This window comes from Arthrobacter sp. alpha11c, from assembly GCF_054149985.1.
Window position 1 is genome coordinate 2,024,866 of record NZ_CP196747.1, and the last position, 25,147, is coordinate 2,050,012.

A 25,147-nucleotide genomic window follows, 5' to 3' on the forward strand; every position below is an offset into this window, starting at 1 on the left:
GTCTCATGTGCGGGCTACTACTCCACGCAGGCGATGGATCCCGAGCCGCCGGACGAGGCGCTGCCGTCAGCACGGACTATCAATACCTGGATGCAGAGAGGCGATTCCGTGCCATAGGCCAGTGCATGGGGTTCCACTTCGGAGTTGCTGTATTCACCCTCAAGGACGGCCGTCTTATAGCGCCATTTATACGTGTCGCCCTTCTTGGGCTCCGGGTTCTTCCACTCGAAATCTGCGAAGTCGGGTTTGCCCGGCCGACGCGTGCCGAACAAGTCTTCCACGTCCGGAACCCCGCCGTCGCCCAAGGCGTCGACGGCTGACTTGCTCGCCGTCTCCGTGGGTACCACTTTCGGCTGCGCCTGGGCACCCAGGACCACGCCAATCGCAACGGCGACCACCAAAACCGTGGCACCAGTCGCCGCCAGCCAGACATTGCGCTTGCCATGATCCACGCCGGGCGCAGCGTCTTCGGACGCCGGCGATGCGCCGGCAAGCGCCTTGGAGCGCCGAACCGTTGCGCCGACGTCGTCCTGTGGACGCGAAGGCTGCCAGCCGCGCAGAACCGTAGACTCCGCCACGTCCGGTTGCCCGGGCTGTCGGTAGTCCCTGACTGGCACTTGGAACTGCGGCGGGGTTTGCTGGGCACTTGGTTGCGTTTGCTGGGCGTTAGCCTGGGTTGGCTGCGTGGGACGGATCTGGCCCGGCTGGATCGTTTGCGGCGGGCCAGCAGGCTGTGCAGGGGCCTGGGTGGCGCCGGGAACAGTGGACGGGAAGGTCCGCGCCGGGAACGTGGGAGCCGAGCCAGTGGTAGCTGTTCCCGAAGCGTCCGGATCGATCGAAGCGATGCTGCGGACGCGCGTTTCCTCGAAGTTGTCGTCAGGGTGCTGCTCGTCTCCGTGACCCGGTTCTTCGAGCACCTCGAAGGGCGTCACGGACAAGTTCAGCTCGGTCTGGATCCGCTGCAACGCCAAGGCAAAAGCGTGGGCCGACGAATAGCGGGATTCCGGGGACTTCGCCATTGACGTGGACAGGACGAGTTCCAGGGACTCCGGAACGTCGGCACGGCCGAGCCTGGGCAGCGGCGAGTTGGTAATGCGGGAGATCAGTTCCCGCTGGGAGTTGTCCTGGCCAGGAAGAACAAACGGTGAACGACCCGCAAGCAGCGTGTACAGCGTGGCACCGAGCGCCCAAATGTCCACCGGAACGCCATCGACGGCCCCGCCGCGGAATTGCTCCGGCGGTGACCAGGGGATGGACATTCCGGCGTCGTCCTCGGTATCTGCCCCAATGGTCCCGGAAATGCCGAAATCGGTGAGGGCGGGACGGTTGTAGTCGGTGACCAGGATGTTGGCGGGCTTAATATCCCGATGCACGATGCCGGCCCTGTGTGCGGTCTCGACGGCGGATGCCACCTGGATGCCGACGGCCAGGACCTCATCCACGCTAAAGCGCTGGCGGCGGTATCGGACATCGAGGCTGGGCCGGGAGCAGTACTCCATGGCCAGGTAGGAGTGGCCGCTCTCCGTGATTTCCGCCTCGAAAATCGTGACGATGTACGGGTGCGAGGACAGCTGCGCCATCAGGTTCGCTTCGGACTCGAAACGGCGGCGTGCGCCCTCGGTCTTCAAGTCGGACAGCAGCACCTTGACGGCTACCTTACGGCGCGGCCTGTCCTGCTCGTACAGGTACACGTCAGAGAAGCCACCGGAGCCCAGCAGGCTGATGTACTTGAAACCGGGAATGGGTGGAGGCGGCGCGGGGGGCCTCTTGGAACTCAAAGAATCTCCTCGAAACGCAATGAAATGTCGTCGCCCAATTCAGCGATGTCGCCGTCCAAAAGGATAGCCATCTCGTTTTGGGCGAGTCGGCGGGGTGCTTGGCCTTCTCGAATGAGTACGGTTCCGTTCGTCGCTTTGAGGTCGCACAACATGACGTGCCAACCCTCCAACCGAACCTCCACGTGTGAGCGGGAAATGTCCCCTCCGGGGCTCTCCACCTGCACCAGCTTGGGCATTGTGCCGCCTTGCACGCGGGACACTGACGGCTGCCTGCCGATGATGAGCGACTGGTCCAAATCGATCAGCTCACCAGTGGATAACCGCATCCTGCCCAGACGGGGCCGCGGGACCTGGAGGGAATCACCGGATAGTGCGAAGCCGCACGTGGCACATTGGGAGTACGTCGGCGGGTTCGCATGACCTTGGGAGCACACCCGTGCTAAAACGCTGGGACCGTTGCCGGCCGCGGCTTCCTTTGGAGCAACCCCAGGCTCAGCACCTTGTGCGTCCTGGCTGGCGATGCTGCTCTTCATGATCGTCTGCCCGTCATGATCAGCATCGTCCTCTGTGGGGACGCTATCCAGGCGCGGACTGTTCGTTGGCACGGTGTTCGTTGCCATGGTGTTCGTTGGCATGGTGGGTGGAAGCGCGGGCATCGACGCCAAACCCGCCGGGGCCGACTCCCATCCCGCCGGAACCTGAGGCGCAGGCCGTTTGCCATTCGCTGAAGCGGGAGGGGATTGTGGCTGAGCTATCGATTCGGGCTGTCCCTCAGAGGCGGGCACTTGGCCAGGGCTGCGCAGCCACGGAACGGACTCGATCAGTGCAGGCACATGCCCGACGTCGGATCCACCGCCCGCTGCCTTGTCACCGTCCGCTGCCTTGTCACTGCCCGCTTCGGCCGACTCAGGCGCGGAACTTGGTGCAGAAGCTGCCGTGGGTGTTTCTGGTGCCCGAGCTTCTGATGCCGGAGTTTGTGGCGCAGGCGTGTGGGCCGCCGGAGCATCGTGATCGTCAGATTCGTCGTCCACGCGCACAGCTGCGTCTTCGATGTTGCGCATCACCGTCTTGTCCCACAGGTGGTCGTAGTTGGTGGTGGTCTCCAGCGAAGGAACTATGGGATCCGTGGTGCTGGTGTGAACGGGAACGCCCGAGGATTCTTCAGCGCTTTCGGGCTGTTCGGGACTCTCCGGCTGCACATGACCTTCGGACTGTTCCGGCTGTTCATGACCTTCGGAATGTCCAGGCGCGATGGTCAAACCCAGGTCCGCATCGGCGTAGCCAATCATCGTTTCATCGGAAACCACAGCCGCCGCCGGAACCTTCACAGAGGCGGCTTGGAGCACCACGTCGAGGGAGGCAAGCAGAACCACGCCCTCCCCCAGCGGCAAGCTGCCATCCGGCGTCGAGGTTTTAGCAAGGTTTGACGGGGCGGATGGGGAACGGGATCCCGAGCCTATCCGCAGGCTGTACGAATCAGCCGCGGTGAGCCGGCGCTCCGTCCAGGTAGTCACGTCGCGTCCAGAGAGCACCTCTTCCCCTGCGGACATTTTCACAACGAGTTCAAGGTCGCCGCGAAGGAACACGCGCAGGGCGTCCTTGGAGTCGATGATCCCAAAGGGTGGAATGCGGCTAAGGGAAACCCCGAAAGCCTCGGTCACTTCGTGGAGGACCTCATGGGCTTCGGGCGCGGACGCGAGAAGTTCCCACACGGAATCGATCAGGGCGTGCGAGGTGTCGGGGCCGAGCAGCACCACAGTGCCCTGACGGACGACGCCGAACCAGTCACCGCGCTGGTATCGGGCGTGGGGTGGGTTGTTATTGCTTTCCATCGACGCCCTCCTCGTGATCCGTTCCGGTGACCCAGGCCCTGGGGAGGGTGTCCTCCTCCACCTCGGATTCGATCTCGGGGCGTGGCGCGGTGGTGGCGATGCCGGCGTCGTTAAGGACGTTCTTGGCGTCAACAACAATCACCGTGACGTTGTCCCGTCCGCCGCTGCGCAGGGCAGCCTGGATCAAAGCATCCACTGCGTCCTGAGGATGGGCCACGGTGCTGAGGATGCGGAAGAGATGGTCATCCCCCAGTTCGCCGTTCAGCCCGTCGGAGCAGACCATGATCCGGTCCCCCTCCTGAATGGGCAGCAACCAGAAGTCCGCCTCGGTTTCGTCGCCAGTGCCCAAAGCGCGGGTGACTACGTGCCTGCGGGGGTGGACGGCAGCTTGCTCCGCGGTGATGTCACCGGAGTCCACCAACTCCTGGACCTCTGAATGGTCCACGCTGATCTGGGCGAAATGACCCTGGCTGAGGCGATACGTCCGGGAATCCCCGATGTTCATGACCAGCCAATAGGGCACGCCCATTTGTTCCACCACCACGACGCCGGAGAGCGTGGTGCCCGCGCGTGCTCCTGTGGCTTCGCGGATGCTGGCATCGGCCTTCAACAGGCACTCCTGCAAGTCCGCTGCCGAAGCCGAACGAACCCCTGCCGCCAGGACAGGGGCACTGCCCAAGGTCCGCACACAAACGCCGCTGGCGATCTCGCCCGCCTCGTGGCCCCCCATACCATCGGCCACCGCGAACACGGGATCCGAGGCTATGAAGGAGTCCTCGTTCAGCTCGCGACGCAGTCCGCGGTCCGTGCCGTATCCGTAGCTGAGTTGAAAGGCGGATCCAGCGGCGTTGGCATCCGCGTCGGCGGGGCTGGCCGGCTGAGAGTTCATGCTTGTCCTAGGTGGAAGGAACGGTCCCCGAAGTGAACGGTGGAACCGGGTCTGACGAAAACTGCTTCCCCCGCATGAAGCCGGGTCTGGAGGCCATCGGGCGTAGTGACAGCGCTGCCATTGGTTGAGTTGCGGTCTGTAACCCACACACCATCGCCATCAACCCGGAGGTGCAAGTGGGTCTTGGAGATGGACCTTCCGGGATCCGCAACCGCCAGCAACTGCTCGGCAGCTTCCCCAGGCTGGGGTGCGGGATTGCGGCCAACCAGCACGGTCCCACCCAGTTCCACGTCCTGGCCGTCGTCGACACGGATGCGGAGCACGGCCTCCGCCCGGGCAGTCCCGGGCCGCATCTGCGTCCTCTCGACGTCGTCGTCCGGGTGCGCAGGGGCAACGGGAGCTGGCTGGGGGACCGGCTGCGGGGCCGCAGGAGGACGCCACTGGTTGGGGTTGTGGGAAGGCTGCGCTGTGGGCATTGGGGCTGGAACCGGGGTTGCCGTTGCTGCTGGCCCGGGCTTTGCTGTTGTCCTGGACATTGCTGTTGCCCCGGACATTGACGGCATGGGTGACACCACTGGCTGCACGGGCGGCAGCTCCACGGGCGCGAAGCTGTAGGGCCCCTGGATTCCTCCGGTGGCAACCGGGTTGCGGCCCGCGTGGACGTCGAAGACCAAGGACTTCGCTGCTTTGTCATGCCAGCCACGTAGCTTGCCGTTCCTGTCCCAGGCATTGGAAAGAACCACCAGGACGGCCCAAACCACTCCAAGGACCATGAGCGGGAGGGCGATCCACAGGACCAATCCAAGCAGGCCCAGGCCCAACAGCACAGCACCCAGGATTGCCCCCAGCAGAAGGAGCCCGCCCGTGAGAATGCCACGGACAAAAACCACACCGCCGCCCGGAGCGTAGCCGTCGGCATCGGCACTTCGGATACCCATCAGTTGATTACCGAGGGTGTTTCCGGACCGGGCTTCGATTCCCAGAAGTACAAACACGTACAGGACTGTGACACCGAGGCCGATGCTCCCCAAGAGGACCAGCAGGGAGGTGTCGTAGACGATAAAGCCATTCCGCCGGCTTTGGGTGATGCCCGCGATGCCAAGTGCGAACGTGGTTGCCAGGACGGCAACAGGTCCCAACCAGTCCAGCACTGCCGCACCCAGGCGTTTTCCTGCGGATGCCGGTACCAGCTCGAGCTGTGTAGTCATTGTGGTCCCTCCCCCTGGCCCCGGATGTACGTTTGCAGCTGCTTCACGTCCCGGCTGCATCGGTGCTGTTGACGCCGGCACTACCGAGATACTACCGGGATCGGGCAGGCCTTGCCGGGTTGCGAAGTCAAGGGCGGCAGCCTGGGCACGGTTGACGTTGCGTTCCTTCCGGGCTCCACGATTGGTCAGCGGCGATCCGCAATGAGTACAAAAGGCTGCGCCGGGACGCACCGGGTGTTTGCAGGCCGGGCACAGCTCAGCTTCACTACTCATCAATGCTGCCCTTCTTCTTGAACAGGGTGCGGTTGGTGAACATGCCACCCTTCGTGGAATCCGGGGGTGTCTGCTCCCGTCGGCGCAGCGCGGCCCGGCCATCGGAAAGCAACGACCTCGGCGAGAACCGAGCCTGCTGCCGCTTCCAGAAACCAACGCTTCCGGTGATGTCCTCAAGCGAGGAATCCACGATCTCCCAGTACTCCTTGACCTCTTCCTCGCTGGGTTGACCCGCCCCGAAAACTGCGGCGTCAGCCCTGTGCGCCAACATCGTGGTGGTGGTTCCCGTAACAGGGAAGGCATCCGCGATGACAGTAGCCGATTCCCGCCGCGTGGACTTGGCGTCAATCGAGGCGCCCATGTCGGTGGCAAGGCTCAGCACCTCGTTCCACCCACCGCCGACCCGCTGGGCGGGGTGGCCATCACGAAAACGTGCCTTCCGGCGTCGTGATTTCAGCAGAAGTATCAGCAGCAGCGGGACGGCGAGAATCCCCAACGGAATCATTGCCACCCCGATGGCGGCAAGCAGCGGCCCCCAGAACAGCCAAGGGTTGTTTTTCTTCTCGTCAGCATCCAGGGCATCCGGGGTGGAGTCCGGCGGGAGGTCCGCGGGCTCCTGCGGCGGGGGCGGCGGCTGCAGCACCTGCGGCTTCGGCTTGGATTTGTTCTCCGGGTCCGGCGGGATGGGCACGTTGTCCTTGGGCGGAGTGGGATCGAAGGATACCCAGCCGACGCGGTCGAAGGCCACTTCCACCCAGGCGTGCACGTCCTTGCCCATGATCTTGACGTCCCCTGCACCGTTTTCCGGGCTCTTGGGATCCGGATAGAACCCCATGACAACGCGCGAAGGGATGCCGAGGTGACGCAGCATGAGTGACATCGCCACAGCGTACTGTTCGTCATCGCCCAGCATTTGCTTGGCGGAGAGCAGGCTGCGAACACGTGCCGCGCTGTGACCAGGCAAGCTAGGCAGCTGGCCGTCAGCCACGAGGCCGTTGCTGAACGCCCCGCTCTTCTGGAAATGGGCTTCGATCTGCCGAACACGGTCGATGGCCGTGGGAGCGTCAGCCGATAGCTCGTTGGCCTGCGAGGCGACGATCGGCGGTACTTCCTGGGCTTCGGGCAACGTGAGCTTGGCGAAGTCGTACTGCGTCAGCTGGCCATGTTCCAGAGTTCCCGGATCAGAAACCTGGACTGTGTAGTTGTCGCCCTTTGCCAGGCCCTTGGTGGTCACCGCAGTATCGGTGCCGGCGTTGAAGTACAGTCCCGACGCCGCCCCGGAGCTCTGCAGGAAGCTCATACCTGTGGTGTGGCGGCCTCCGGGAACAAAATATCCCTGGTAGTCCTCGATGCTGATTTGCAGCGTGTAATTGGTTCCGGCTACAGGGCTTCCCGTATCGGCCAGCGTGTTCAGCGAACGGGCATCACCCACCTTGCTGAAGTTCCCGGAACTGTTGGGATCCATGGTGTAGTTCAGGCCGTTAAAGGCATCCAGCGCCGCCAGTCGCACGCGTGCGTCCTTGGGTAGACCCTTCACAGTGAACAGCGTCTGGTCTTTCTCGTCCTTCACGAAATTACGGAAGCTCGCAAGCGGCGTGATGTAGTCGCGGGGGTCGAACGGCGGAACGATCGTGTTGCGCAGTACCTTCCGGTCGTCGCTGGCAGTCACCAAAGGCGAAGCGACTGCGGTGATTCCGACGGCGGCGACCACCACGGTAGCAGCAGTCCCCAGGCGGCGAAGCTTCCCGCGGCGGGCCGCACCGGCGTCGGACTCAGCCCTGTTGGCCGAAACGGTCTTGGTGCTGCTCTGACGGAGTGCGTCACGGCGGAACGTCGCCCAGACGATCGAAACAATGGTCAGCGAAACGCCGCGCTCCACATTAAGGAAACCCGCGCTGGTACTGAAGGCGATGCCGGTGACGAAAAGGACCAGCACCGGCAACAGCGGCCAATACGGACTCTTCAGGCGCCAGGTCAACAAACCCGCAGCCAGCGCGGTAATCATTGAACTGAGGAACGGCACAATGAGCATGCCGTTGGCCGTGCCTACGGGCACGCCGACCGTGAGCATGTCCTTCCACGCAAAGACGATCCCCAGCAGCAACGTCCGCAGCGAGTCCAGGCTCGGCAGGAACCCGAGGACGGCTGAGTCCGGTACTGCCAGTGCCGAACCGAACAGCATATATGCACCGAAACTCAGCGCGGTGGTGATCAGCAGTCCCAAACGGAGATGCGCGTTCAGGATCGCGATACCGAGTCCGAGGAAAATGCCGCCCAGGCCGGCGATGATGTAACGCGGGTCGCCACCGAAGCTCAGGCTGAAGCCAAGCACGCCCAGGAACAGCAGGACCACCAGGGCGCCGCAGTCGACGACGAAATGCCACAAGGGCCGGCCGTCGGCGAATAGCGAGCCTGTGTTGCCACGCCTGGCTCCGCTGTTGGTGTCCCTGCGGTTGGTGTCCCTGCGGCGCGCGCGAAGATTTGGTGCGGTGCTCATGCTGCCGCCTTTCTCAGCACGATGGCCAGGTCATCGAGGTCGCCAACGGTGAGGACCGTCAGGTCTGCAATGTTGGCCCTCGACGGCGCCGCTCCGGGTTGGACACGGACGGCCAGGCTGCGAACGCCCGGGGGAACGGACGCGGCCGCAGTGCGAAGCTGCGTTGCCGTGATGTGGCTGCCGACGACGAAGAACACCACCGATGCATTGGGAACAGTGTCCGAGAGGTTCCGGGCGAGGTCGACGGCGGTCTTCCGGAGGGGTGCCCCCACAATCCTGGTCATGTCGTCCAGCAGGTTGCGGCCCGTTTCACAGCGGAGCGGTCCCTTTTGGGTCAGTACGTCCAGCTCACGCTGCTCCCGGATGGCTTGACGGCCGATGGACGCCGCAACGGAAATGGCCATTTCGAATTCGGGTTCGGAATCGTACTCGTCGGTGTTGATGGAGAGCGAGATAGCCAGGTGCGCGCGGCGCGTTTCCTCGAACTGGCGAACCATGAGTTTGTTGGTGCGCGCTGTGGTCTTCCAGTGAATGTGACGGCGATCGTCCCCGGGAACGTAGTCACGCAATGCGTGAAAGGACACATCGGCGCTGGAAAGTTCCGTGGTGGGCATGCCTTCAAGGTCACGGATGAAGCCGGCAGCCGAGCCTCCCAACGGTACGGTGCGCGGGTGGACGAAAAGGTCCACCGGCTCAGTCCAGAGCACGCGCCGCCGCAGTAGATGGAGCGGATCAGCACGCACGGATCGTACGGGACCGACAACAATCACAGCACGCCGTGCCGTCGGAATGGTGAAAAGGTCCTCATGTATCTGGGCCGGCTTCATGCGCGGCAAGTGAAAGACAGCGGTCGCGGCGCCCACCGGCAACTCCAACGCGGCGGGCAACAGGGGCCTGGCCGAAACGTTGGACACGGCGATGCTGCCCACTGCGTCGTCCCCCACCGCCACACGGGTGCGGGCCAGATCCAGGACCACGCCGTAAGCCGAGCGGCCCACGATGAAGCCCACCGCCAACACAAACAGCAGGAAAGCAACCATCGCGGCAGACTTCGCCTCTTGCCAACCCCAGGCCTGCCCAGCGATCCACAACCCAATAGCCGCAGCAAGGACCACCCATCCGAGCACACTCACCACGGAAAGGACAGGCCAGGCGAAGCGAAGCCACAGCTCCCGCACCTTAGCCCACGCCGGTGCGACAAACTCACCTGCTGTTCCCACTGCTTCAGCCCATACGGCCGAGGGATGGAGTTTGCCGGGCTTCTGGATGCCAGGCTTCTGGATGCCGGGTTTACGCTGCCAAGCACCGACTACTTTGTTAAGCGTTCGCACAGCCCTAGGCGCTCGCGCGTTGCTGCGGGGCCGCGACCTCGGCCAGGACACGCGTGAGCACGACCTCCGGCGTTGCGCCCGAGAATTCGGCCTCGGGATCCATCACCAAACGGTGTGTCCAGACCACGGGTGCAAGTTCCTTGATGTCGTCCGGAAGGACAAAGTTGCGTCCCTGTCCGGCGGCCCAAACCTTCGCGGCGCGCACCATGGCCAAAGCGCCACGGACGGAGACGCCAAGGCGGGTCTCGGAAGCGTTGCGCGTCTCTTCGCAAAGCCGTGAAATGTATTCCAGCACTGCAGTGTCCACGTGGGTGGTGGCGGCGAGGTCAGCCATGTCAGCCACGGCCTGGGTGGTGATGATGGGAGTGAGATCCTTGGAACGGTCCTTCAGGTTGGCCCCACCCAGGAGCCGCACGGTGGAGGCGTGGTCCGGGTAGCCTATGGACGTTTTGATCAGGAAGCGGTCCAGCTGCGCTTCGGGCAGGCGGTAGGTACCGGCCTGTTCAATCGGGTTCTGCGTAGCCAGGACCATGAACGGACGGCCTGCCTCATACGTGGTGCCATCCACGGTGACCCGTGATTCTTCCATGACCTCCAGCAATGCCGATTGGGTCTTGGGCGAGGCGCGGTTGATCTCATCGGCCAGGACAATGTTGTTGAAGACCGGGCCCTTATGAAACTCGAATTTCTGGGTCTTCTGGTCATAGATGGTCACACCCGTGACGTCCGAAGGCAGGAGGTCCGGAGTGAACTGGATGCGGTTGTGGGAACCCTGCACTGTCGCAGCCAAGGCACGGGCAAGCGAGGTCTTGCCGGTACCCGGCGCATCTTCGAACAGGACGTGGCCTTCAGCCAGCATCGCCGTGAAGGTCAGCCGGATCACGTGGTCCTTGCCCAGAACGGCCTGGCCCACGTTGGCAACGAGCTTCTCGAACGTTTCTGCAAACCACGCGGCCTGCTCGTTTGTCATGGTCATGGGGTTGAGTCCTTTTCTGGGTATGACGGGTTGGGATGACGTGTTGTGGGCAATTCAGCAACCGCCGGGCCGGGGTCCGTAGAGATCCACCGTGGTGGACTTGACGAACCAGCCGTCCTTGGCACTGCCTTGGAGCCGGTACCAGGGGGTGCCGTTGCCGTAAATGTCCTTGGTGCAATTGATGGTGATCTTGCCCCAGGAGCGCTCCACCCAGCCGACCCCGCAGCCGGCAGGGCTGCCCGGAGTGTAGGAGTCCGGCAGATTGGGTTTGCCCGGGCAGGTACGGACGCTGCTGGCGTCCACCTGGATCTGTGACGCTGGCGGCGGTGGGGTGGGATCGTCGCCGCTGGTGGAGTTGGCATTGCCGGCCGGTCCCGCCACAACAGTCACAGCCCTGACCTTCAGGTTGCGGGTGTTGTTCCATCCCCCGCCGGAGGCGTCAAAGCTCGTGGCCTTACCCACGCCGTTCCAACCGCCACCGTCCAGGCTGACTTCGTAGTGATCCAAGGGACGGCCGTTCATGGATGGGTTGTTCCACGTCCAGTGCACCTGGCCATCGCCCTTGGCCGATTTTCCACCGTTGACGTTCGGCGCATTCGGGGGCCCATAGGGGTTCCCCGTGCCGATTGCCTTGGCATCGCCGGACATGCCGTTCTTCACTGAAGTGGCGATGATGTTGACCACCACGTTGGTGCCGTTCGGCTGGCCACCGATGTCTCCTCCGCCCCGGCCAATCGGACCGGAGCCGTAGGCGGTCTGCCAGCGGTAGGTGATCTCGTTGTCCTGCGAACCGTTGCGTTCCGCGGCGGTCAGCGGGGTGAACGTCACCCGGAGCTGTCCACTGGTACCAGTTGCAGCGACCGAACCGCTGCCCACCGTGCCGGGTTTGCCCGCAGCACGAATGGCAGCAGACTGCTGGCTGACTCCACTGACACCGGCCTTGTTTGTAGCCGAAACCGTAAAGGTGTAGTCAGCCTCAGCGTTTGCCACTGTGACATTCTGCGATGTCGCGGCTACTGATTGGGAACCCACGACGGCGCCACCCCGGTAGGTGGTCAGCGTGTAGGCGGACACGGGATCGCCATTGTTGTTGGGAGCTACCCAGCTGACCTTCAACTGGCTCTGGGTGCCAACTGACCCTGCGCCGGACACAGAGGGAGCAGCCGGTGTTGCCGGTACCCCTGCCGGAGTTTCCGCGGCGGAGTAGGGACTCCACTCCGAGGGTTCTTTGGCATCGTTCCTGGCCAGGACGCGGACCTTGTAGGCAACGCCGTTCGTCAGGCCTTTCCAAACGTAGCTTGCACCGGTGAGGTTCTGGATCTGGGGATTCTGGCCCGCGGGAGCCGGTGAGATCTCAAGATCGTAGGACTTGATGGGCGAGCCCTTGCTGGCTGGCGGGACCCAGGCCACGGACAACTGCTTGTCCCCGAACTTGAGCGTCGGTGCCACGGGAGTGTCCGGCTTGACGTCGGGTCGAACCTCAGCGGACACCGGCGAGCGATCGGACTCGTTGATGGCGTTGGTGGCCGTCACTGTGAAGTGGTACTTCACGTTGTTGGTCAGGCCAGTCAGCGTGCAGGTGTTGGCAGGGCAGTCTTGTTTGAAGCCGCCTTCGCCGTACACCGTGTACTTGGTGATGGGCGAACCACGGTCTGCAGGGGCATTCCAGGTCAGCAAGGCTGTTTGGTCGCCGACGCTCTGTGCCAGCGGAGTGGTGGGGGCCGCCGGCTTGTCCTTCACCGTGAGCCGGATGCGTGCCGTGGCGTACCGCGAGAGCTCCCCGGTCTTGTCCTGCACTGTGTATGCCACAACCATTGTTCCGGTGAAGCCTGTTGCGGGCGTCACCGTCACGTTTCCACCACTGGAATCCGCCGTCCCCTGGCCAGTCTCCGTGACAGCCGACACGATCTTCAGGGGTGTATCCGGGAACGGGTTCGAATCGTTCGCCAGCGCATTGACCGTGACCGGTTTGCCCGATTGGGCATCAGGTTCCACGTCATCATTGGCAACAGGTTTAGGGCGGTTGGATGCCGACAGGGAGAGCTTGTACGTAGCCAGCGCTTCCAGCCCGCGGCGGTCCTTGGCTTTCACCTGGACTGTGCCGCTTTGGCCGATCTGCACGGAATCATCAGCGGACACCTTGAGTGTCTTACCGTCGACGTTCACCCGGAAACCGCCGGGCGCCGCGCCCACCAGCTCGTAGCTCATGTTCTGGACATCGTCCGAATCAGGATCCGAGGTCAGTTTCTCCAGGTCCAGGCTCGCCGAGTCCCCCTTGGGAACCTCAACCTGGCTGCCAAGCAGCGTGGGCGGATTGTTCTTATTGGGGTCCGGAAGCACCTTGGTACGGATGCTGAGCGTGGACTTCAAGCCGTTGGGATCATCAGGACCTGTTCCATCCGTGACTTCAAAGCTGATGGATCCAGGGCCCACGTATTCTGCACCTGCGGTGTACTTGATTGCAGTGCCACCATTGGCAATAGGATCGCTGCCGTCGGCCCCGATGAGCTTGATGCGGTCCGCCTGGGTGAGGCGTGGTGAACGTCCATCACGGACCTTGACCCAGTCGGCCAAATTCACGGTGACGGTCTGGCCCGATACCAGCTCCACCACCTCGTCCTTGGCCAAGGTGGGAACCTGCTGCCCGATGCCCGGCACCCAGATGATGGCCGTGGACTTCTGTCCGTCCACGTCCTCCACGGTGTAGGGCACCAGTTGGGGCTGCTCCGTGAGGTCAACGATGACGTTGCCCTCAGAACCCGGCCGGGCCGTCTCCAACCCAGTACTGATCTTGAGATTCTCCCCCACACCATCCGGGTCTTCGTCATTCTTCAGGACGGGCACGTCCACAGCCGTCTTCCCGAGGGTCTGGGCCGATGTCACGCGGTCGTCGCGGGCAATCGGAGCCTGCAGCGGGATATCGTTCTTGACGATCACCCGGATGCTGGCCTGGCCCACGGCGTCGCGGTCGTCGGCCACGGAATAGCGGACGTTCACCGTGCCTTCGGCAGCAGGCGCTGTAATAAGGATGCGGCCACTGGTCTTGCTCACGTGGGCGTCCAAGCCGGCGTCAGCTTCAATGCCATCGGCCACGATCCGGATGAGGTCACCATCCGGATCGGTGTCGTTGGCAGTAGCATCCACGGCAATCTGCCGGCCTGGACGGACCTTGACTTCGTCATCCACCGGAGCCGGCTTCTGGTTGTCTTCACCGCGCGGCGCAACCCCCACTGTGACAGTTCCCGTGTTGACGGCTCCTTGGCGGTCAATCACCTTGTATCGGAACGTGTCGGTACCTGCACCGTCGCCTGCGCCGACGAAATCGATGAAGTTGCTGCCCGCCGTCGCGGTTCCCATGCTGGGTGTGCTGTCGATGCCGGTGAGCTGGACCGAGTCGCCGTCGGGGTCTATGCCATCCAACGGAACCGGAATGCGGACGCTGCCGCCAGCCACCACCCGTGCCGTCAGGTTCTTGGGCTGTGGCCGCGAATTCTGGGCGCCTTCCAACGGGAGGATGTGGATGGTCACTGCAGCGGCGCTCTTTTGTCCCTGTGGATCCACGGCGTTGTAGATGGCGCGAACGGTCTTGGGGGCAGGACCTGCGATGAAGCGGAGCGTGTCTTCGGAAATGAACGCCTTGCCGTCTTCTTCGGCAACGGGCTGGGCCAAGACCGGATCAACAGAAAGCTTTTCGCCCTGCGGATGCGTGTCGTTGTCCAGCACAGGAATGGTGACGACGTCGTTGACGCGCACGTTCACTTCGTCGGGTTTCGGCTGAGGAGCCTCCACGACGGCGGGGCCGGCACCGGGACGACGCCCACCGTTCCGGTGGCCGAGGCGCGGCCGTTGGACATGGTGTAGCTAAACACAAAAGGTTCCTTGGCGCCGAGGACGTCAGTGACGCGAAGGACGCTGTGGTCGATCACACTGACCGATGCCGAAGAGCCGTCCGGCACCGTAACCGACTGGAGGACGAGGACTCCGCCGGAAGGATCGGAGTCGTTGGCCAACGGATCAACCAACACGCTTCCACCCACAGGCAGCAGGGCGACGTCGTGGACAGCAACCGGGGCTCCGGCGTCCTTGCCGGACTCCACATCCACGCGGATCAAACCTTGGCTGCTTTGTGGTCCGTTGCTGGCGATGTAACTCAAATACACAGGGCCGGGGGTGTTGCTGCGGAACGTGAAGGTTCCGCCGTCGGTCACTGGACCCAGCTCTGCCGGGCCGGCAGCCTCAACATGGGCCACGCGCAAGGCGCCGCCGTTGGGGTCAACGTCATTCTTCAACGGGGAGATGACCAGGTCCTGGCCCACCACTGCTGTGACGTGGTCCGCGTTAACCACCGGTGCGAGGGCTCCGGGCGGTTGCACATTCACCACCACCCGGCCTGTGGTGGTGGCGCGGCCGTCCCAGACGGTGATGGTGACGTTCTTTTTGCCGGGCGCTGCCCCTGAATCCTGGTACGTGAGCAACCCGTCCCGGCGGACCTTGACCTGGTCCTGGTCATTGTCAGCCTTGGCGTCCAGCAGGACGAGGTCGTCGCCGTCGGGATCCATCCAGTCGGTAAGGATGTTCTGGCTAACGGACTTGCCCTGCTCCACGAGCATCGTAGTGGGCTCGGCACGCTTGAACAGTGGAGGCTTGTTCTCTTCCGGCGCGACGACGTGCAACGTCACCTTGCCACCAGCCGACAGGCCACGGCCGTCCGCTGCGTTGTAGTCGAAGACCTCCGTGCCGGGCTTCGCGGTGGGAGGGACCTTGATCTGGAACGCTGAGCCACCGTAAATGTTCTCCAGCGCACCCGACTTCGGGCCGTTGGCGCCAACCGAGGAGGTGAGGACATCGCCGTCGGGATCTGAATCGTTGTCCAGGACGCTCAGGACTGAAGTGCGGCCGGGACGAACGCCGAACTCATCGGGTTTGGTCTCGGGCGGACGGTTCGGCTTGGTACGGTCCGGGAGGACGTTAATGGTGTTGTTGTCCGCGGATTCCTGGTCCTGGTCATCGGATTGGTTCTTGGGCGGGACAACATCGTCCCAGTTGTTCACGAGCTGCATGTTCTGGTTGACCAGCCACACGCTGCCGGAGTTGATGTCGTTGAGGACCACGAGGTCCCGGTTCACGCGGAAGACGTAGCTGGGCGATGCGCTGGCCTTGGGGACATCGTTTTTCTTGTCGTCTGCGTCGTTATCGCAATCACGGATGTATTTGTTGGCCCCGGCCCACGCTGCGTGAACACATTTGCTGACTTGCACGGGCGCGGCGGGAACTCCCTCTCCATCCACGTTGACAGTCGCTGCCGTGGATCCGTCCAAAGGCTGCTTCAAAATGGCTTTGCGCGTAGCGATGGCCACATAGCCGCTGTCTTCGCTGCTCTGCTGGAGCTTGGCTTCCCGCGCGTCCTGTAGCTGGAGCTTGCGGCCACCAGGGAGGAAGAGGTTTCCGGATGCGGCATCCAGCACTACCGGTTTGTCGCCCACAACAGCAATCTGCAGATCACCGGCGCCCTTGAGCTCGTCCGCCTTGGTTACTTCCGAGGCAGTCCGTTCGCCGTTGGCGTCCACGGTGGTGATGGTGATTTCGCCCTTGCCCGGGTCCGCCGTGTAAATGCGGTTGTCCTGTCCTACGGCCGACACCATGTTCTGCGAGCCCGTGAGGACGGGTTCGGTGGATTCTTCGTCGAAGCCGTTCACGGTGGAGGGCGAAAGTGCCCACACCTTTCCACGGGCGGGGTCCGTGACCGAGAGGACGCTGGAACCGTAGCTGACTTGCGAGGACGAGGGCAGTTGCTTGTCGCCACCCAACTTCAGGTTCGCCGCGGAGACCTGGTTGATGGTGGAGCCGGATTCATCGTCCACAAAGACGTTGCCGTCATGCTGCAGGACATCGAAGGTGGTGGTTGCCGGTGTCACAGCTCCATCAAGAACCCGGGAAGGATAATTCAGCCGTCCCACGGCGTTCTTGGTCTTGCTCACAACCCACACGCCGCCGTCGTTCAAATCGACCTCGGCCGTCTTGAACCCCGGATACAGTACTGCGCCCGCTACCAGCAAGGCGCCGGCCGCAGTCACTGCAGTTGCAGATACGAGTTTCTTGTTTCGACGCTTTTTCAGCCCCAGCTTGCCGAAGAAAGATGTCACAGCCCCAAAATTCCCTTGTTGTACAGCCGCCCCCAGGCGGCGTCCAGGCCAACCGGCATGTGCCGGCAGCCTTGCATTCCGCAGTACCCCCATACGGCGGCGGAATTTTCAGTCCCTAAGACTATCCCACGCACCGCACGAGTAGCCAAGGGAACCCGAGATTGGACTCTCCATTGGCTTTGACAGCCTATGGCCTTCCCCGGGGATGCGGCGATGGGGAGAACTCCCCTCCCGTGGACGGCGGCTAGCATTGAGGCGCCCCCACCCGGCCAGGCTCACCCACCGTGGTGTGGAAGGAGATGATGTAGCGGCCCACGTTCCTGTCCGAACCGTCTTCGATCCTCCACCAGGTGAACATTTGGTTGGACTGGTCGCCTTGGACGATGTAGCACTTCACCACCATCTTCTGCCCGGGGTATTCCCATGGCGGCAGGTTGGCATTCACGCCATCGCAGTCAAAGTAGGGCGTTGGCCGGTAGTTGTCTCCGCCCAACGTGTAGGTGCAGGAACGCTGAACCACCGAGGTGTTCAGGACACCCTCCCAGACTCCCTGCCGGCCCGATGTAGCACTTGCGCTGACTTCCGGCCCTGCTGTCCCGAGGGAATTGAACGTCTGGACATAAATGGTGCGGGTTTGCTCCCAGCCGCCGGTATTGATTGTCCTGCTTCCGGAAGCCGCAACTGTTTCCCAAGCACCGTTGTCGATCCTGATCTTTGTGGTCTTGACGTCGTTGCTGGACGGCGGGGGCGAGGCCCAGTTAAGCGTTACGGACTGGTTGTTCAGAGCACCGTTCGTTCCAGAAGCAGAAGGTGTGCCCGGAGATCCAAAAGGCGTGGCCGTTGCAGGGGCACTCGCATCCGAGCTGGGCGCCACCGAGGAATGTGCGGTGATGGTAACGCTGCTTGCCTGGCCGTTGGTGAAGCCACCCACAGTCTGGCCCGGCTGGATAGCCCCAGATTGGCCGGTACTCGCCCTGTAGGTATAGCTGACTTCATTCGCGCTGGAGCCGTTACGTTGCGCAGCAGTCAACGGGTTGAAGTTGACCGTGAGCTGGGTGCCTGCTCCCCCTGTGTTGGCGGGGGTGGCACTGACATTTCCTACGGTTCCGAGCTTGCCCGTGGCGCGACGCGGTGCCGACGCGGCACTGACTCCGCCCTTGCCTGCCTTATTCTCGGCTTGCACGGTGAACGTGTAACCGGCCTCGGAGTTGCTGGCGGTGAAGGTGGCACTGCGGACGTTGCCGGGTACGGTTTGTGACTGCGCTGCTCCGCCGCCGGCACTCATCGTGACGTAGTAGTTCTTGATGGGGTCGCCGTTGATGTCCGGTTCAGACCAATCGGCACGGAGCTGGTTCTGAGTGCCAACAGAAGATACGACGGCGGTGCTGGGCGCCGCCGGGGCGCCGGGCAGCCCGGCTGGGTGGTCTTCCGCGGAGTACAGGCTCCAGTCGGAAGGGCCGAGCTCGTTGACAGCCTGCGCGCGGACTTTGTACTTCACGCCATTGGTTAGGCCCGGCCACGTGTAGCTCAACCCGGTGACCTCGTTCTTGACCGCGATACCGCTGGCTGGTGGCGGTGAGATCTCCAGGTTGTAATGCTTCACTGGTGACCCCTCGGTCTTCGCTGGGGTCCAGGTGATGGCCAGGTTCTTATCCCCGGCTTTGACCGACGGCGCGTCCGGCGGCGAGGGCTTCTCGTCCGGGCGGATCTCGTTGGATGGGACGGAGGCGGCCGAATCACCTACCTCGTTGGTAGCAAATACGGTGAACACGTACTTGACGTTATTGGTCAGGCCGGAGAGCGTGCACGTGGTGGTGGGGCACTCCTGCTGGAACCCGGCTGCCTTGACCGTGTACTTGGTGATGGCTGCGCCATTGTCCGACGGCGGTGCCCACTTGAGCACGGCCGTGCGGCTCCGAACGTCGGTCGCCACTGGAGCAGATGGGGCGTCGGGCTTGTCGCGGACGGTGATGCGTACACGTCCAATGGCCTGCCGGCTGGGGTCCCCGGTCTTATCCTTCACCGTGTAGCGGACCACCAGCACGCCCTTAAACCCGTCCGCGGGCGTTACCGTGATGAAGTCGCCGGAGATGGCGGGCTGACCCGAGCTGGATCCGGTTTCCACCACCGCTCCCACGATGGTCAGTGGTGATTCATTGAAGGGGTTGAAATCGTTCCCCAGCACGTTGATGGTTTCCGATCGCCCGGCGTCGGCCTTATCCACGACGTCATCGTTGGCTGCCGGGAGTGGACGGTTGGAGGAAACCACCGTCACTGTCACAGCTGCCCTGACGGGCTCGGACCTGCCGTCGGTGACCTTGAGCGGGAAGGTACCACGGGCTCCGGGGTTGATGGACGGGCCCGGGGTGACTTTGAGGACGGTACCCTCGATCCGCGCGTCGAATCCGCCCGGCTGTTGGCCGTCGAGCTCGAACTTCAATTTGCCTTGGTCCTGTGCGTCCACATCCTTGGCAAGGTTGGCGAGGTCAAGCTCTGAGGCGTCGCCCTTGGGAGCATCGATCGCAGCGCCGCTGAAGGTAGGGGCGTGGTTGGCATTCGGATCCGGGAGCACCCGCGTCATGATGGTGAGGGTGGACCTGAGCCCTTCGGCGTCGTCCGGTCCAGCGCCGTCCGTCACTTCGAAGGTGACAGAACCTGGACCGACATAATCTGCTCCGGCGGCATACCGCAGTGCCGTCCCGTCGCGCGCGATCACGTTCAGGGGATCTCCGCCCAGGACCTGGATCTTGTCCGCCACGGTGATGCGTGGCGTCCGGCCCTCCCTTACCTTGACGTATTCCTGGAGCGCCAACGTGAGCTCATCACCGGCGGTGACTTCCACGACGTCGGTCTTGGCGAGGGTCGGGTACTGAAGGCCTTGGCCGGGAACCCACATCACTGCGGTTGCCGTCTGGCCGTCGATATCAGTGACGGTATAGGGAATCAGCTGATCCTGTGGGACCAACGTCACCACTACATTTCCGGCGGTACCCACGCGGGCGTTCGGGTTTCCATCGGGAAGGGAAATCTTCAGGTCTTCGGCTATGCCATCGGGATCGGAATCGTTCTTCAGGACGGGTACGTCTACTGCGGCCTTGCCCAGTGTCTCGGCCAGGGTGACGTGGTCGTCCTGTGCCAGCGGCACGTGCAGGTCCGCCGTCGGGCTTGTTTGAACCCTGATAACAGCGCTGGCTTCCGCCTTTTTGTCGTCCTGGATCTGGTAGCTGATGCTTTCGTTTCCGGCCACACCGGGCGCAGTGAGCATTACCTTCCCCGCGGCTGCCTCGACCTGCAGCCCAGGATTCGCTTCGAACGCAGACGCCAGGCCGATGGGATCGCCGTCGGGATCTGAATCGTTCTGGAGTGCGTTCACTGCCACCCGGCGTCCGGGACGGACATCGATGGCGTCGTCAACGGCGATCGGCTTCTGGTTATCCACGTCAGCCGGGGCGATGCCCACGATCACCGTGCCAGTGTTCTCTGCCCCGATCCGGTCCTTCACGCGGTAGCTGAAAGTGTCCGTTCCGGAAGACTTGCCGCCAGCCGTGAACTCCAGGTAGCCGTCCCGCAGAAGGGCTGTCCCCAACGTCGGGGCTTTGTCGATCCCGATGAGCTGGACAGAGTCGCCGTCGGAGTCGATGCCGTCCAGGGAAACAGGGATCTTCACGGTCATGCCCGCCACAACGCGGGCCGTGAGGTTCCGGGGCTCCGGCCGGCTATTGGTGGCATCGTCCCGGGCACGGATTCGGATGGTGACCTGTTGGGAGTCCGTTTGACCGGACGCGTTGCTGACCTTGTAGATCGCATAGACCGTCTTGGGCTCGTCCCCCGCAATAAAGCGGAGCGTGTTTCCAGCGACGAACATGCGGCCGCTTGCTTCGTCCGGCTGCTGGGCCAGGGCTGGGTCCAGGTCGAGTTCGCCACCGTTGGGATCCGAATCGTTCTCCAGGACCGGAATCGTTACGACGTCGCCAGCGCGGACAGTCACATCGTCGGGCTTCGCCTGCGGAGCCTGCAGCTTGGTGGGCGCCGGAACCACCTGGACCGAGATGTCACCTGTGGCCGAGGCCTTGCCATTGGAAATCGTGTACTTCAGGGACAGCTGCCCTTCCGCCCGGATGTCGCTGATCTTGACCACCGAGTGGTCCAGCACGGCCACACTCACCGGCAGCCCATCAGCTGCCGTCACCGACTGCACTACCAGGACGCCGCCTGCGGGATCCGAGTCGTTGCCGAGGACGTCAACCACGGTGCTCCCGCCGCTGGGCAGGAGGGCGATATCGCGCACGGCTACCGGCGCGCCGTCGCTGTTTCCGGAGACGACGTCGATGCGCACCAGCTGCTGGGCACTCGCCGGTCCGTTGGTCACCATATAGGTGACGTAATGCGGTCCGACAGCACCGGAATTGAAGGTAAACGTTTGCTGGTCCGGCCCGACCACCGCCGTCGATTGGCCGTCGGGCTGCGCCTGGGCAAGGCGAAGCGTGCCGCCTTGGGGGTCCGTGTCGTTCTTCAGTGGGGCGATCACCGTGTCCTGGCCCGCAACAGCAACCACGTGGTCCGCATTCGCGATGGGTGGCAAGGCTCCAGGAGCGCGCACATCCACGCTGATCTGGCCCTCCGCGGTGAGCGTGCCATCCGAGACTTTGACGTTGAGGGTCTTCCGGCCCGCCCCCGCACCCGAGTCCTGGAAGGTGAGCAGGCCATCCGGCCTGACCCGGACCTGGTCAGCCGGGTCGCTGCTGGAAGCAGCAACGGCGAAGATGTCGTCGCCGTCGGGGTCCGTCCAATCAGTGAGGACAAACTGGCTGGCGATCTTGCCCGACTGAACCACCAGCGCGTTGTTGCGGTTCGGTTTGGGCTGGGGCGCGCTGTTTTCCTCCGGAGGGACGATTCGGAGGTCTACATCAGCAGCGCCCGATCCCCCGCGGCCATCGTCCACCGAATACTTGAATGTTTCGGAACCGGAAGCGCCGGCCGGCACGGCAATCTGGAAACCCGTGCCACCGTAGACCGCTGACAACGCTCCCGACTTCAGCGGCTCCCCCACTCCGACCGTCAATACGTCGCCATCGGCATCGGCATCGTTGTCCAAGACCGGCAGGATGGTGGTCTTTCCTGCCCGGACACCGTACGAGTCCGGCTTCGCGATGGGCGGTGTGTTGGGTTTGCTGCGGTCCGGAAGAACTGTCTGCTGGACTTCGTCCGCAGAGTCCTTGTCGGCGTCGTCCGAGGTCTGCTGCGGCGGAATGACGTCATCCCAGTTATTAACCAGCTGCATGTTCTGGTTGACCATCCAGACGTTTCCGGAGTTCACGTCGTTCAGCACCACGAGATCACGGTTGACCCGGAAAACGTACGACGGCGATGCACTCGCCTTGGGCACGTCGGCGCGCCGGTTGTCCGCTTCATTGCTGCAGTCGCGGACGTATTTGTTGGCCCCGGACCAGGCGGCGTAAGTGCAGGAGCCCAGATGGACCGGCGCTGCGGGAGTTCCCTGGCCGTCCGCCTGGACCGTTTTTGCTGTTCCGCCATCCAGCGGCTGCAGGAGCAGGGCTTTGGGCGTAGCAATGGCCACGAAGTCGGCAGCGGGACCGCTCTGCTGCAGCCTGGCGTCCCTGGCATCGTCCAAGTGCACCTTGTTTCCGTTGGGCAGGACGATGTTCCCCGTGGCCTGGTTGAGGACGATCGCCTGGCCGCCCACCGCGGCAAGCTGGACTTCGCCGTCAGCCTTCAGGGCGTCATCAGTCCGCACTTGCGAGTCGGTTGCGTTGCCATCTGTGTCTACCTTCGTGGCAGTGAGCTTTCCTGCTTTCGGATCCAAAGTGTGGATGGTGTCGTCCATACCCACCACCGAAGCGATGCCCGTGGACTGTTCCAGCAGGGGCTGGGATTCATCGCTGAAGCCCCCGATGGACGTTGGCGAAACAGCCCAGACTTTGCCCTTGGAGGGATCGGTGACCGCTAATACCTTGTTGCCGAAGCTGACTTCCGCCGCGCCGGGCAGCTTCTGGTCTCCCCCGAGGCGCATGTTCGCGGCACTGACCGGGTTGATGCTGGCCCCGCTGGCGTCGTCGATGAAGATGTCGCTTGCCTGCTGGAGAATCTCGAAGTCAGTGCTGGCCGGGGTGACGGCACCGTCCAACGACTTTGACGGGTAGTTAAGCCTGCCTGCCGCGTTTTTCGATTTGCTGACCACCCAAACGCCGCCGTCGTTGAGGTCTACGTCAGTGGTTTTGAAGCCTGGATAAAGGATGGCACCGGTGACAACCACAGCTGCAGCGGCGAGGAACGCAGCGGCGCTCAGACCCTTTGGCCGGCTGAATGGGCGCTTGTTGGAACTGCCCGGTGTTTTGGAACGGCCCTTGCCGGACACATCAGGCAGAGCCATTCACATTCCCCCACTATGCGGCGACGGGGACTGAGCCTGTCGCCATACGAGCACGAACCATCCCCAAGACTACCCGTTTTGTCCATCGATTTGCGCAGATGTGACGGGTGGCCTCAACCACATCTCTCTCTCACATCCCCACCGCTTGTCCCGATCCCTCGTTACCTTTTTCGTAGCCCGTTTCCTGGTGCAGGATGTGGGTGTGCTGGCCTGCTGCCCCGGCATGATTGCTTTCCTCTGTCGATCCGATGATCTTGAGAGTGTTGTCACCGGGGTTGGTAGGTGCCGGGAGACCGCTGATAGGGGCAGGACAGTTCGGGAACGTCGTGCGTAACGTGGGTGCCGGGTCCTGACACCGCTGCCGGGCCAGCATGGAGCTGACTACGACTGGAGGGACCGGATGATCGCGAACCACGATGGTGTCGAAGTGTTTATTGGTCTGGATGTTGGCAAGGGCGTCCATCATGCCGTTGCCGTGGACCGGGCCGGAAAGAAATTGCTGGACCGGGCGCTGCCCAACGATGAAGCCAAAATCCGGGAAATCATCGCCGAACTCGAGGACGCCGGACGAGTGTTGTTGGTCGTTGACCAGCCAGCAACCATCGGCGCGTTGCCGGTAGCGGTGGCCCAGGCCGCCGGTGTTCTTGTCGGGTATCTGCCGGGGCTGGCGATGCGCCGGATCGCGGACCTGCACCCCGGAGAGGCGAAAACCGATGCCCGGGATGCGTTCATCATCGCCGAGGCCGCCAGGACCATGCCGCATACATTGCGCTCGGTTCAGTTGGCCGATGAGCAGCTCGCTGAGCTGAGCATGCTTTGTGGTTTCGATGATGACCTGGCCAAGCAGGCCACGGCGACCTCGAACCGGATCCGCGGGCTGCTCACCCAGATCCACCCTGCTCTGGAAAGGGTGTTGGGACCCTACATGGATCATCCTGCGGTGCTGGACCTGCTGCGGACCTGGCCTACCCCCGAAGCGCTCCGTCACGCAGGCCGGCGCCGGATCGGGAACCGGCTGACCAAACTCGCGCCGCGGATGGGCGAACGCCTTGCCGATGAAATCATCGAGGCCCTGGGCCGGCAAACAGTCACTGTTGTCGGCACGAATGCCGCGACCATCGTGCTGCCCCAGCTCGCGGCCATGCTCTCCGGGCTTCACGAAAACCGCGCCATGGTCCTCACCCAGGTCGAAGCTCTCGTGGAGGCCCACCCTCTTCACCCGGTCCTGATGTCTCTGCCGGCCGTGGGCATCAGGACCGCCGCACGAATCCTCACCGAAGTCGCCGGGAAAGACTTCCCCACCGCCGGGCACCTGGCCTCTTACGCCGGGCTGGCCCCAGTCACCTGGCGATCCGGGTCCTCCATCCGCGGCGACCACTCCTCCAGAAAAGGCAACAAAGTCCTCAAACGAACTCTTTTCCTCTCCGCGTTCGCTGCGCTCCACGACCCGCCGTCCCGGGCCTACTACGAACGCAAACGCGCCGAAGGAAAACGCCACAACCAGGCAATCATTGCCCTGGCACGACGCCGCTGTGACACCCTCTACGCAATGCTCCGCGACGGCGCCCTCTACCAACCCCCAACACCCGCCACCACTTGACGAAAAACATAGGGGCACTCTCACATCCCCACCGCTTTCCCCGATCCCTCTCTCACATCCCCACCGCTTGTCCCGATCCCTCTCTCATCCGCACCGTATTCCTGGGGTACGCTGCGGCTTTCCGTGAGGGAGCGATGCGGCCAACCCTGTCTCATGACAGGCGGCGGGACAGATCGTCGAGGAGAGATCAGCCGGGAGGAAGACAGCTGGGAATCCGGCCTCGCAGGCA

8 protein-coding genes and 2 pseudogenes are annotated in these 25,147 nt (G+C 63.3%); 1 reads left to right on the top strand and 9 read right to left on the bottom strand.

All coding sequences use genetic code 11. From position 1 onward, the window contains the following. Positions 1-17: 17 nt before the first annotated feature. From ACTAQJ_RS09330 to ACTAQJ_RS09370, 9 genes and pseudogenes are all read right to left on the bottom strand, one after another. Complete coding sequence (locus ACTAQJ_RS09330; protein WP_498701785.1) at positions 18-1,778, bottom strand: serine/threonine protein kinase; 1,761 nt, start codon at positions 1,776-1,778, stop codon at positions 18-20. Further along, positions 1,775-3,610, bottom strand: a complete 1,836-nt coding sequence (locus ACTAQJ_RS09335; RefSeq protein ID WP_498701786.1) for an FHA domain-containing protein — start codon at positions 3,608-3,610, stop codon at positions 1,775-1,777. The genes ACTAQJ_RS09330 and ACTAQJ_RS09335 overlap by 4 nt, the downstream gene beginning before the upstream one ends. After that, entirely contained in the window at positions 3,597-4,499 is a 903-nt protein-coding gene (locus ACTAQJ_RS09340; protein WP_431119253.1) for a PP2C family protein-serine/threonine phosphatase, read from the bottom strand. The genes ACTAQJ_RS09335 and ACTAQJ_RS09340 overlap by 14 nt, the downstream gene beginning before the upstream one ends. Next, the gene (locus ACTAQJ_RS09345; protein ID WP_498701787.1) at positions 4,496-5,980 is read right to left on the bottom strand and encodes an RDD family protein; all 1,485 of its coding nucleotides are present in this window, start codon (positions 5,978-5,980) and stop codon (positions 4,496-4,498) included. Before ACTAQJ_RS09345 ends, ACTAQJ_RS09340 begins: the two co-directional genes overlap by 4 nt. Beyond that, positions 5,973-8,477, bottom strand: a complete 2,505-nt coding sequence (locus ACTAQJ_RS09350; protein ID WP_498701788.1) for a transglutaminase TgpA family protein — start codon at positions 8,475-8,477, stop codon at positions 5,973-5,975. Before ACTAQJ_RS09350 ends, ACTAQJ_RS09345 begins: the two co-directional genes overlap by 8 nt. Next, positions 8,474-9,760: a DUF58 domain-containing protein gene (locus ACTAQJ_RS09355; RefSeq protein WP_498702169.1), complete on the bottom strand. Its 1,287-nt coding sequence runs from the start codon at positions 9,758-9,760 to the stop codon at positions 8,474-8,476. The genes ACTAQJ_RS09350 and ACTAQJ_RS09355 overlap by 4 nt, the downstream gene beginning before the upstream one ends. Positions 9,761-9,812: 52 nt before the next feature. Beyond that, positions 9,813-10,784, bottom strand: coding sequence for an AAA family ATPase (locus ACTAQJ_RS09360; RefSeq protein WP_416417455.1), 972 nt, complete (start codon positions 10,782-10,784; stop codon positions 9,813-9,815). A gap of 54 nt (positions 10,785-10,838) precedes the next feature. Beyond that, a pseudogene (locus ACTAQJ_RS09365) lies at positions 10,839-17,020 on the bottom strand (Ig-like domain-containing protein). 151 nt (positions 17,021-17,171) lie between these two features. After that, complete coding sequence (locus ACTAQJ_RS09370; RefSeq protein ID WP_498701789.1) at positions 17,172-23,318, bottom strand: Ig-like domain-containing protein; 6,147 nt, start codon at positions 23,316-23,318, stop codon at positions 17,172-17,174. 339 nt (positions 23,319-23,657) lie between these two features. On the opposite strand from ACTAQJ_RS09370, the pseudogene ACTAQJ_RS09375 reads away from it, so the two are divergent. Continuing rightward, positions 23,658-24,918: pseudogene (locus tag ACTAQJ_RS09375) on the top strand (IS110 family RNA-guided transposase). Positions 24,919-25,147 lie beyond the last annotated feature (229 nt).

What these genes read in the sequence shown, in the direction of transcription:
- ACTAQJ_RS09350 (WP_498701788.1), bottom strand. Translation starts at nt 8,477, where the DNA reads ATGAGCACCGCACCAAATCTTCGCGCGCGCCGCAGGGACACCAACCGC.
- ACTAQJ_RS09370 (WP_498701789.1), bottom strand. Translation starts at nt 23,318, where the DNA reads ATGGCTCTGCCTGATGTGTCCGGCAAGGGCCGTTCCAAAACACCGGGC.
- ACTAQJ_RS09340 (WP_431119253.1), bottom strand. Translation starts at nt 4,499, where the DNA reads ATGAACTCTCAGCCGGCCAGCCCCGCCGACGCGGATGCCAACGCCGCT.
- ACTAQJ_RS09335 (WP_498701786.1), bottom strand. Translation starts at nt 3,610, where the DNA reads ATGGAAAGCAATAACAACCCACCCCACGCCCGATACCAGCGCGGTGAC.
- ACTAQJ_RS09345 (WP_498701787.1), bottom strand. Translation starts at nt 5,980, where the DNA reads ATGAGTAGTGAAGCTGAGCTGTGCCCGGCCTGCAAACACCCGGTGCGT.
- ACTAQJ_RS09360 (WP_416417455.1), bottom strand. Translation starts at nt 10,784, where the DNA reads ATGACCATGACAAACGAGCAGGCCGCGTGGTTTGCAGAAACGTTCGAG.